Source organism: Chromohalobacter sp. 48-RD10 (genome assembly GCF_029889785.1).
GTDB lineage: Bacteria > Pseudomonadota > Gammaproteobacteria > Pseudomonadales > Halomonadaceae > Chromohalobacter.
Map to the genome: position 1 here is coordinate 88,295 of NZ_JARANX010000001.1, position 11,169 is coordinate 99,463.

8 protein-coding genes are annotated in these 11,169 nt (G+C 59.4%); 2 read left to right on the forward strand and 6 right to left on the reverse strand.

Annotated features, from left to right (window positions below):
- Entirely contained in the window at nt 1–1,350 is a 1,350-nt protein-coding gene (locus OP496_RS00410; RefSeq protein WP_280561337.1) for a Na(+)-translocating NADH-quinone reductase subunit A, read from the reverse strand.
- A 319-nt stretch (nt 1,351–1,669) separates the two neighbouring features.
- Nucleotides 1,670–3,124 carry a glyceraldehyde-3-phosphate dehydrogenase gene (locus OP496_RS00415; RefSeq protein ID WP_280561338.1) on the reverse strand — a complete coding sequence of 485 codons (1,455 nt, stop codon included), beginning with the start codon at nt 3,122–3,124 and terminating at the stop codon, nt 1,670–1,672.
- Nucleotides 3,125–3,398: 274 nt separating this feature from the next.
- On the opposite strand from OP496_RS00415, the gene mfd reads away from it, so the two are divergent.
- Nucleotides 3,399–6,851 (forward strand): transcription-repair coupling factor, encoded by a 3,453-nt coding sequence (gene mfd, locus OP496_RS00420; protein ID WP_280561339.1) that lies wholly within the window; start codon nt 3,399–3,401, stop codon nt 6,849–6,851.
- A gap of 159 nt (nt 6,852–7,010) precedes the next feature.
- On the forward strand, nt 7,011–8,168 hold the full coding sequence (locus OP496_RS00425; protein WP_280561340.1) for a L,D-transpeptidase family protein: 1,158 nt from the start codon (nt 7,011–7,013) through the stop codon (nt 8,166–8,168).
- Here OP496_RS00425 and OP496_RS00430 read toward each other — a convergent pair.
- The 4 genes from OP496_RS00430 to OP496_RS00445 all read right to left on the reverse strand — a co-directional run bounded on the left by OP496_RS00430 (nt 8,150) and on the right by OP496_RS00445 (nt 11,138).
- Complete coding sequence (locus OP496_RS00430) at nt 8,150–8,686, reverse strand: L,D-transpeptidase (protein WP_280561341.1); 537 nt, start codon at nt 8,684–8,686, stop codon at nt 8,150–8,152. The two genes, OP496_RS00425 and OP496_RS00430, sit on opposite strands and share 19 nt — an antisense overlap.
- A 259-nt stretch (nt 8,687–8,945) precedes the next feature.
- Nucleotides 8,946–9,209 carry an Lpp/OprI family alanine-zipper lipoprotein gene (locus OP496_RS00435; RefSeq protein ID WP_280561342.1) on the reverse strand — a complete coding sequence of 88 codons (264 nt, stop codon included), beginning with the start codon at nt 9,207–9,209 and terminating at the stop codon, nt 8,946–8,948.
- Between the two features lie 381 nt (nt 9,210–9,590).
- Nucleotides 9,591–10,703, reverse strand: coding sequence for a cobalamin-independent methionine synthase II family protein (locus OP496_RS00440; protein WP_280561343.1), 1,113 nt, complete (start codon nt 10,701–10,703; stop codon nt 9,591–9,593).
- 189 nt (nt 10,704–10,892) lie between these two features.
- Nucleotides 10,893–11,138, reverse strand: coding sequence for a hypothetical protein (locus OP496_RS00445; RefSeq protein WP_280561344.1), 246 nt, complete (start codon nt 11,136–11,138; stop codon nt 10,893–10,895).
- Between the last annotated feature and the right edge of the window lie 31 nt (nt 11,139–11,169).

Genomic DNA, 11,169 nt, shown 5'->3' on the forward strand with positions numbered 1-11,169 from the left:
TCAGACCTCTTTCTCGATCATGGTGAGGTTATCACGCAGGATGGGGCCGTACTCGTACTTGCCGGGGCAAACGTAGGTACAAAGCGCGAGATCTTCTTCATCCAGCTCCAGACAGCCAAGCTCCATCGAACTCTCGATGTCGCCCACGATCAAAGAGCGCAATAACTGCGTCGGCATGATATCCAGCGGCATCACGCGTTCGTAGGCGCCCACCGGCACCATGGCGCGCTCGGAACCGTTGGTGGACGTATTCGGCGAATACTGATTGAGCCCCAGAAACTGAGAGACATAGATGCCCATCACCGAATGACGCCGCAACCCAAATGACAGCCATCCCAGGAAGGCACGCTTATTGCCCTCTTCAAGCAGCGAGAACTGGCGATGGAAACGCCCCAGGAAGCGCCGCGAACCTTCGGCGATCTCGCCACCGAAGACCGAGCCTGAAATCACGCGGGTGTCCTCGGGCGCTTCGATTTCGCCTTCCAGCAATTCACTGCTGCTCGCCCCGAGGCGCGTCCGCAACAAGCGCGGCTGCTTGGCGCGCGGACCGCCGACGGCCACTACGCGCTGTGTTTCAAGGCGCCCTTCGGCAAACATCTTGCCGAAGGCGATGACATCCTGATAGCCGAGATGCCATACCTGATGCGCAAGGCTCACCGGGGAGAGATAATGGATATGAGTACCCACCAGCCCAGCGGGATGCCGGCCAGAAAAGGCCTCGAAATGCACGCCTTCGAGCTCGCGGCCCGGTAGCTCGGCGCCTTGCCCATGGCAGACGAACACCTGACCCGGCGTCAGGTGTTTGAGAACTTTGAGCCCCTGCTCGAACGCCGCGGCGTCCTCACCGATCACCACATTGGGGTCGGCGGCAAGGGGATGTGTATCGATGGCGGTAACGAAAATATCGGCGGGCGTAGCATCAGGTGCAGGCGTGCGAGAGTAAGGGCGAGTCCTGAATGCGGTCCAGAGCCCTGAATCAACCAGTTGATCGACGACCGTCTGGCGCTCCAACCGATCCAGCGCGTCCGCGCCATGCGCCGTGAAGGGTACGGCCTCTTCGTGATCATCGAGCTTGATGACGACCGACAGCAGGCGCCGCTTCTCGCCACGGTTGATCGCTACCACCTCGCCTGCGCCTGGTGCCGTGAACCGTACACCCGGGACCTTCTTGTCGGTGAACAGTAGCTGGCCCAGTTTTACCTTGTCCCCCTCTCGGACCTCCATCGTCGGCTTCATGCCCACGTAGTCGGTGCCGAGGATCGCCACCTGCCGCACGGACGGCGCATCGTATATGCGCTGCTCGGGCGACCCGGCGATGGGGAGATCCAGGCCTCGTTTGACTTCGATCATAGTCTCGCCCAGTTGTCGGATCTGATGTTTCGAAAGGAAAGGGGTCCATGAACGGCCACACGCTTGCCACGCGTCTTTTAACCATGCTGAACAGCGCGGGCAACCTTCACGGTGGTCGGATTCTTTTCTTATCAGACGATTGCTTCTTTCGGCCCATGGCCAAAGGCCGTCCCCAAAATCGAGCACCATTATAGAGAGACAAGTCCCGAATGACTACATAACACTACATAACCTTAGGAAGTGCAGGGCTTACGATGACGCATGCGAGACACGACTGCGCCCCGGTTCCGGGGCGCAGCGGAGATATGGCGGGGAATACTCAGCGCGTCTCGCGCGGCAAGTACACGAAACGCACGTTGGACATGTGTTGGAGGATACGCACGACCTGACAGCTATACCCGAATTCATTGTCATACCACACATAGAGCACGACCTGACGATCATCGGCGATCGTCGCCTGAGCATCGATGATGCCGGCATGGCGATTGCCCACAAAATCGGACGACACCACCTCCGGCGAGTCGACGTAATCGATCTGCTTTTGCATGCGTGAATGCAAGGCCATGTCGCGCAGGTACTCGTTCAGTGCCTCACGGTCAGTGGCCTTGTCCAGCGTAAGGTTGAGGATAGCCATGGACACATCAGGCGTAGGTACGCGAATGGCATTCCCGGAGAGCTTGCCCGACAGTTCGGGCAATGCCTTGGCCACGGCCTTGGCGGCGCCGGTTTCGGTCAACACCATGTTCAGCGCAGCACTGCGCCCCCGCCGGTCGCCCTTGTGATAGTTATCGATCAGGTTCTGATCGTTGGTGTAGGCATGCACCGTCTCGACATGCCCATGCAGGATACCGAACTCGTCGTTGATCGCCTTGAGGACGGGCACGATCGCATTGGTCGTACACGACGCCGCCGAAATCACGCGGTCGTCGTCGGTCATCTCGTCGTGGTTGATGCCTTGGACGATATTCTTGACATCGCCTTTGCCGGGCGCGGTCAGCAACACCTTCGCCACGCCCTTGGACGCTAGATGCTGGGACAGACCTTCCGCGTCACGCCACTTGCCGGTGTTATCGACGACTAGAGCACTCTGGATATCATACGCGGTGTAATCGATCTCACTGGGCGAGTCGGCATGAATGATCTGGATGTAGTTGCCGTTGGCGATGATCGCCTCGTTCTCATGATCGACCCGGATCGAACCGGCGAAAGGCCCATGCACACTATCGCGACGCAACAGACTGGCACGCTTCTCCAGGTCATCGCCGCCGCCCCGCACCACAATGGCACGCAAACGCAGCAAGTTACCGCCACCCGCTTTTTCGATCAGGATACGCGCCAGCAAACGACCGATGCGCCCGAAGCCATAGAGCACGACATCCTTGGGCTCGCCACCCATGCCGGTATCGGCATGGCGACCCACGATATCGGCCAGTTCCGTTTCGAGGAAGGCCCTGATGTCGTCTTGCTCGGAGCGCTTGAACGCCACTCCCAACTTGCCGATATCGATGTGCGCCGGCCCCAGCTCGAGTTCGGTCATGGCCTCGACCATCGGCAACGTCTCGCGCACCGAAAGTTCGGTACCCTCGACCTTCTTGACGTAGCGATGATTCTTGAGAATGCGAATCACCGAGCGATTGATCAACGAACGACCAAACAGGGATGGTACGACATTGTACTTACGGTAGAGGCGTCCCAGCAGGGGGATCATCTCCTCGGCCAATGCTTCGTTTTCTTGCCAATCCTGAAAATAGCTCTCGAGCTTTTCTTGACTCACGGCGGGCCTCGTCACGGCAGCGGGGAACGAAAAACGAGCGCATTATCCGGAGCTTTTCATCTCCTTGGCAATGCTTGCTTGGTCGCATGCGGTGTAATTCCACTACACCAACAGGGCCTTGACTACAGGGCCGAAAAAAGGCATTGAACGCCGATTCATGCCGCTATTTTCGACTACAAGGCCGATATCGGGCCTGGCTTTAAATCCCCGCGCATTGCCCCCATCCCTTGCTTTGCCTGCTATCATCATCTCGACACAGAAAATGAAGCACACCATGTCGTATTTTTCACCGCTCGATCCACCGCATCCTCAGGGCGTGCGTGACACCGTCTACTGGCAGCATCCGCACGCCGCCGCTGGCGCACTGGCGCTGGCACGCCTCGCCGACGACGCTCCGCTGATGGTGGTGACCCCCGATACCTCCAGCGCTCAACGGCTCGAAGGCGCACTGCAATTCTTCGCCGATCATCCCATCTTATCGTTCCCCGACTGGGAAACGTTGCCCTACGATAGCTTTTCGCCGCATCAGGACATCGTCTCGACACGCCTCAAGACACTGCGCCAGTTGCAAGAAGGGACGCGCGGTATCGTCGTGGTGCCCATCAATACCTTGATGCAACGACTCCCGCCCACCGATTACATCGCCGGTCGTGTACTCACCTTGCATACCGGCATGCAACTCGATCGAGAAGGATTCCGGGAGCGTCTATCGCGAGCTGGCTACCGCGCCGTGGAGACCGTTTACGAACCCGGTGAATACGCGCTGCGTGGTGCCTTGATCGACCTTTACCCGATGGGCAGCGATCATCCCCTACGTATCGATCTGTTCGATGACGAAGTCGATACCTTGCGGTATTTCAATCCCGACTCTCAGCGCTCCCTGGATAAGGTCGAGCGCGTAGAGTTGCTACCGGCACACGAATATTCGCTGTCACGCTCGGCAATCGCCTGCTTCCGCGAGGGGTTCGAGACATTGTTCGACGTCGACCCGCGCCAATGCCCGCTGTACAACGATGCGATCAAGGGCATTCCGTCACCCGGGCTGGAGCAGTACCTGCCGCTTTTCTTCGAGGACACCGCAAGTCTGTTCGAACATCTGAATGCGCATACGCGCATTGCGCTGATGCCCGGCGTCCACGACGCAGCCGAGCACCACTGGAGTGCCATCGAAAGTCGCTACGACAATCTTGGCGTCGACCCCACGCGGCCCTTGCTGCCGCCGGCACATGCCTTCTTACCCGTGCCCGAGGTATTCGCCTCCATCAAGCAGCACCCACGCGTGGCGCTGGTTGACGATGACGAACCGCATCCGCATGCCAAGGTACCGAACACGCACTCGCTCCCGGATGTAGCCATCCACGCACGTGGTCATCACCCCCTCGCCAAACTGGAGGCCTTTCTCGGTGCCCCCGACGCTCCGCGCGTCTTGCTGGTCGCCGAGTCGAGTGGACGCCGCGAAGCACTGGAAGAAACCCTCGCCCCACTGGGGCGCACGCTGGCCGTGGCCGATGGCTGGCAACACTTCATGGATGGTAGTGCGCCACTGGCAATTTGCGCAGGCGATCTCGATGAAGGGCTATGGCTCGATAGCCCCGCCACCTGCGTCATCACCGAAACCGAGCTGTACGGCGATGTCGTTCGCCAAGCACGCCGCCGTGGGCGGGTGACCGATGACAACGAGCTCGCCGTACGTCACCTGGCGGAATTGCGCCCCGGCTCTCCGGTGGTTCACCAAAGCCACGGCGTAGGTCGCTACCAAGGGCTCGAGACACTGGAAGCCGGCGGCCAGGCCGCTGAATTTCTGGCACTGGAATATGCCGGCGGCGCCAAGCTCTACGTTCCGGTAGACAGTCTGCATCTTATTTCACGTTATGCCGGCGCCACCGATGAACTGGCGCCGCTGCATAAACTCGGCTCGGAAACCTGGGACAAGGCTAAGCGCAAGGCGGCCGAGAAGGTACGCGATACCGCCGCCGAGCTTTTGGATACCTACGCCCGACGCGAGGCGCGCGAAGGCTTCGCCTGCGACTCACCCGGCGAGGAATACGCACGCTTCACGGCCAGCTTCCCTTTCGAGGAAACACCCGATCAACACGCTGCCATCGATGCGGTCATCGGCGACATGACCGCACCGCGCCCGATGGACCGCGTGGTTTGCGGCGACGTGGGCTTCGGCAAGACCGAGGTCGCCATGCGCGCGGCTTTTCTCGCCGTGCACTCCGATCGCCAAGTCGTGGTACTGGTCCCCACTACCCTGCTGGCCCAACAGCACTATGACAATTTCCGCGACCGCTTCGCGGACACTGCGGTGCAGATCGAGCTGCTTTCGCGCTTCACCGCCGGCAAAGGACAACAAGCGTCGCTGGAGCGCATCAACGAAGGCCGTGCCGATATCGTCATCGGCACCCACAAGCTGCTTTCCAAGACGATGTCGCTCCCCAATATGGGGCTGCTGATCATCGACGAGGAACACCGCTTCGGCGTTTCCCAGAAGGAAAAACTCAAGAGTCTGCGCTCCGAAGTCGATATTCTCACGCTCACCGCGACACCGATCCCCCGCACCTTGAACATGGCGATGAGCGGTATTCGCGACCTCTCGATCATCGCCACGCCCCCGGCACGCCGCCTATCGGTCAAGACCTTCGTGCAGCAGCGCAACGAAGGCGTCCTGAAGGAAGCCCTGCTGCGTGAAATTCTGCGCGGTGGCCAAGTCTACTTTCTCCACAACGAAGTCAAGACGATAGAGACCACTGCCGAACGCGTTGCCGAGCTGGTGCCCGAGGCACGCGTGGCCGTTGCCCACGGCCAGCTACCCGAGCGTACGCTGGAACGCGTGATGTCGGACTTCTATCACAAACGTTTCAATGTGCTGGTGTGCTCGACGATCATCGAGACCGGCATCGACGTACCGAGCGCCAATACCATCATCATCGAACGCGCCGATAAGTTCGGGCTCGCTCAGTTGCACCAGCTCCGTGGGCGTGTCGGTCGCAGCCATCATCAGGCATATGCCTATCTTCTCACGCCACCACCCAAGGCCATGACCCAAGATGCGCTCAAGCGCCTCGAAGCGATCGGCCTGGCGGAGGATCTCGGGGCCGGCTTCACCCTCGCCAGTCACGACATGGAAATTCGTGGCGCTGGCGAACTACTGGGCGATGAACAAAGCGGGCAGATGGAAACGGTCGGCTACAGCCTTTACATGCAAATGCTCGACCGCGCGGTCAAGGCCATCAAGAGCGGCAAGACGCCCAACATCGAGTCTCCGCTGGACGATGGTGTGGAAATCAGCCTCAGCTTGCCGTCATTGATCCCCAACGATTATTTGCCCGACGTACAGCAACGCCTGATCATGTACAAGCGCATCGCCAACGCCGAGGATGAAGCCGAGCTTCAGGAATTGCAGGTCGAAATGATCGACCGCTTTGGCTTACTACCCGCGCCTCTCAAGACGTTTTTCCGTCAGACCCGGCTCCGCCAGCGTGCCGAACGTCTGGGCATCGTGCGCCTTGAGGCCGGCGCCGAGCGTGGCCGCCTCACTTTCGGCACACAAACCGTCGTCGACCCCATGACGCTGGTCCAGATGATCCAGAAGCACCCAGCGCACTACCGGCTGGACGGCGCGGATACATTGCGTTTCGAAGGCGATATGAGCGACGAGGAAAAGCGCTTTTCCTTGCTTGAAGCGTTACTCGAACAACTCAACCGCAAGACGGAAGCAGCATAACAGGCAGCATCCGCCATGCGGGTGCCCTGCCAGACCCTTACACAGACGCACGGATGCGCGTCATAAGCCCGCTGAAGGCTTGTGTCGGCATGAAAATACGCCAGAATGCAGGTGAGTGTGGCATCCGCCACTTGCCTGACCGAAAAAGAGTCTTTATCCATGCCGGTTACATCTCGTGGCCTATCCCCCTTTCTGCTGGCCCCCTTGCTGTCTCTGTCCACACTGGCACTTGCCGACGACGCGCCGGGCCCAGTGATCGACCCCGAGGCAGCGACACCTGCCGAATCCGCTCCGGGCCCCGTGATCGACCCTGAAGCGGCTAGTTTGCCGCAAACCGAGGCGGCCCCCCATGAACAGCGCGTCACGCGCTTCGAGATCGATGACAACAGCAATATCGTCGGCAAGATACGCGTCATCGAGGCCGAACAGGAGGATACGCTGCTCGATATCGGCCGCCAGTATGGCATCGGCTACGAAGAGATGCGCCGCGCCAACCCCGACGTCAGTGTCTGGTATCCCGGCGAAGGTACAGAAGTCACGGTGCCCACACGCTTCATTCTGCCCGATGCCGACCGCGAAGGCGTCGTGGTCAACATTCCCGAAATGCGCCTCTATTACTATCCCGAGCGAAAGGAGGGAGAACCGGCACGGGTGGAGACCTATGCCATCAGCGTCGGACGCATGGACTGGTCGACGCCGTTGGGCAAGACACGGATTACCGAGAAGCAGAAAAATCCGCCCTGGTATCCGCCTCAGTCAATCATCAAGGAGCACGCCGAGGACGACCGGGAACTCCCGGATGTGGTGCCGCCCGGCCCCGATAACCCGCTGGGCAAGTACAAGATGCGCCTGGGCATTCCCGGCTACCTGATTCACGGCACCAACCGACCCCAAGGTATCGGCATGCGCGTCACGCATGGCTGTATTCGCATGTTCCCGGAGGATGTGGAGCATCTTTTCGACAAACTGCCGGTGGGCACCCAGGTGAACCTGGTCAGCGAGCCGACCAAGTTCGGGTGGCGCGACGAGACACTCTACGTGCAGTCCTTCCCCCTGCTCGAGGAAGACCGCCGTTCACCAGTCATCAAGCGTGTGCTCGACGCTGACGAATCCCTCGTAGCCACCTTGAAACGCCACGCTATCGACACCGATATCGATCACCGGCGTCTAGCGGACGCGGTGTTGATTCCCGATGGCGCAGCGGTGGCACTGAACGTCGAGCCCGAAGAAGAGACTCCGCACGAACCATTGCCAGGCAGCCTGTATGACGCCCTGCCGATACTGCCGCACCTGCTTTATCAATCCGTCGAAATCTGAGTGCTTGCCCGAGGCTTGTCGCGCAGAGAATCGATCGGTGCATCGTCGTCTCCACGAATCACGACGCGTGTGCCGATCGAGACCAGGCGCGTCAATTCTTCGATCTGATCGTTGGTGACGGCCACACACCCTTCCGTCCAGTTAAAGCGCCGATGAATATCGGGGTCACTGCTCCCCAGCCCATGAATGCCGATGTAGCCGCCCAGCACCGTATCCTGCGGCGGCGCCCCATCACGGTAATAGGCATCCTGGAAATCGGCATACTCGGTTGGAGACATCAACCCGGCCCGCATCGCCTCGCGTGCAGTATCGAGCTTGGGATAATCCAGTCCCAGAAAGATATTGAACTTGCTGTCGCGATTGATACGGTTGATGTGAAATTCGCCGGTAGGCGTCATCCTGCTGCCTCGCTGGCGAACGCGCGCCGTTCCACCCCGCCCCAGCGCCACCGGCTCGAAACGCTCGATGCGTGTATCGCCGCGATAGATATCCAGCGTGGAATCATTATCGTCGATCAAGATCCAAACCTCGTCATCGGCGTTCGCCAGCGCGCATGACCCACTCCCAACCGCTAACGACAAAACACTCAAGGTCATTGCCAAAGCACGCGCCCATCGCCTCATGTTCCACTCCGAATGATCGTGACAAGGCGCTAGCGTACACCGAGAGCCCCGGGGGACGTCATCCCCGTCGGCTGCAAACGAAAAGGACCCCACCAATGGCGGGGCCCTTTTTCTGGACCAGACGCTGAAACGCCGGCCCCATACTGCCTACGCATTACTTGCGCATGGACTTCTCGAACATACGATCCATTTCGTCGCGATTGCGCTGAGTCGCTTCGAGAGCGGCATTCGCATCGCGCTGCGCTTTCTCGGCAGCATTCATTGCCTGCTGAGACATGCTCTTGGCTTCAGCCGCATCAGCCTGCGCCTGATCGATATCGCTCTTCATCTGTTCCTGGCCAGAAGCACAACCTGCCAAAACGGCCAGTGAGCCAGCGGCGACCAGAAGCTTGAGCGTGTTCTTGCTGTTGGACAACATCTGCGTTCTCCTTGAAAACCTTTCTGTGTGTGGTGATGAAGCCCTGATACATCAGGTCCCTCATGTACCGCCCACAGGATAATACGAATAACGCTAATCTCGCCAATATCAATTGCCTGAGAAACGATAAATTTTCCCACACTGCCCATGATCAAGGGGAAAAGACGCCCCCAATCGTCGCCGAATGGACACACCGCTGACGTCGATAAGCGTCATAATTCCTCCTCGTAGAAGCGATAACTTTCCGTTACATGGCAGGATGGCTTACCGACCAACGCGCAATCCGCCTCGCCTTCATTGAACTGGCACGCGAGCGCCAACCAATAAAACGCCCCCACATGCGAGCATGCAGGGGCGAACACCAGACCAGTACAGTAGAACTCAGTCTTGCCAGACGGCCTTGGCAATATCCACGACATGGCGCAGCTTGTCCCACTGCTGCGTTTCGCTGAGCAAATTACCTTCCTCGGTCGAGGCAAAACCGCACTGAGGGCTCAGGCAAAGCTGGGAAAGCGGCGCGTAGCGTGACGCTTCGGCGATGCGAGCACTAACTGTATCGGCGGGCTCGAGCTCACCACTCTTGCTGGTAATCAGCCCCAGGACAGCCTGCTTGTGACCTTCCGGCAGGAAACGCAGCGGCTCGAAGCCGCCCGCCCGTTCGGTGTCATATTCGAGGAAGTAGGCATCGACATCGACGCGTCCCAGAAGCGTCTCGGCAACCGGCTCGTAGCCCCCCTCGCTGATCCACGTCGAGCGGAAGTTACCGCGGCAGACGTGCAGACTGACATGCAGATCGTCGGGACGATCTGCCAGCGCATGGTTGAGCACTTCGGCATAGATGTGTTGCAGACGATCGGCGTCCTCGCCACGCTCACGTGCTGCCGCGAGTTCCTTATCGGAACACAGATACGCCCACACCGTGTCATCGAGCTGCAGATAACGACAGCCTGCCGCATAGAAATGCTTGACCACGTCACGGTAAGTGTCGGCCAGGTCGGCGAAGAAGGTATCCAGGGAAGGATAGACACTACTGTCGATACTGCGGCGACCACCACGGAAATGCAGCACGCTGGGACTGGGCAGCGTCATCTTCGGCGTCGCCTTATCGACCGTGTCCGCCAGGAAGCGGAAGTGTCCGAGCATCGGGTGCTCAGGGTCGAAACCCAGTTTGTCGGTCACGCGCACGCTGCGCGCCTGCGTCTGACGCCCCTGAAACTGGATCCCTTGATCCGCGCTATAACCTTCTACGCCCTTGAGACCTTCAAGAAAATCGAAATGCCACCAGGCGCGGCGGAACTCGCCATCGGTGACCGCCTTGAGGCCCAGCGCTTCCTGCTTGGCGACGACACGTCGAATCTCGGCGTTTTCGACATCGCGCAATGCCGCATAGTCGATTTCCCCCGCTTGAAAACGGCGTCTCGCCTGTTTGAGCTCGTCGCTCCGCAACAGGCTACCCACGGTGTCGGCACGAAATGGAGGGTGATACTGGCTCATAGCGTTTTTCGACTCTCGTCTCGAAGATTAGGGCGCTTACTGTGCCGTGCCATAGCGGCCATGACCACTGCATATCCTTCAATCAAGCATGAAAGAAATTCATGGCGCTATATACGATGACGCTCGGCGCCTTATCGGCAGCCGAACATCATGGCGACAACACTCACATCGACCTTCAAGCAAAGCGCATCAATGCACCGTTTCCGGGGCCTCTTGCGACTCTTCCTCATTGCCTTCCCACAGGCGCGTGCGCGTGATCGCATGGTCGATCATCTGACGCGCCACCTCGAAGCGGCTCTGACGCAATAGATCCAGCGCCTCCTCCGAGAAGCGAATGCTTACCAATGCCTCGCCGTCGGCGTCGGCTTCGGAAGACCGCAGCACGACTTCACCATCGGCAAGTTCGACGATTTCCAGAATCGCGGTATCGGACACGCTATATTCTCCCGTTTGACCCAATAAAAAA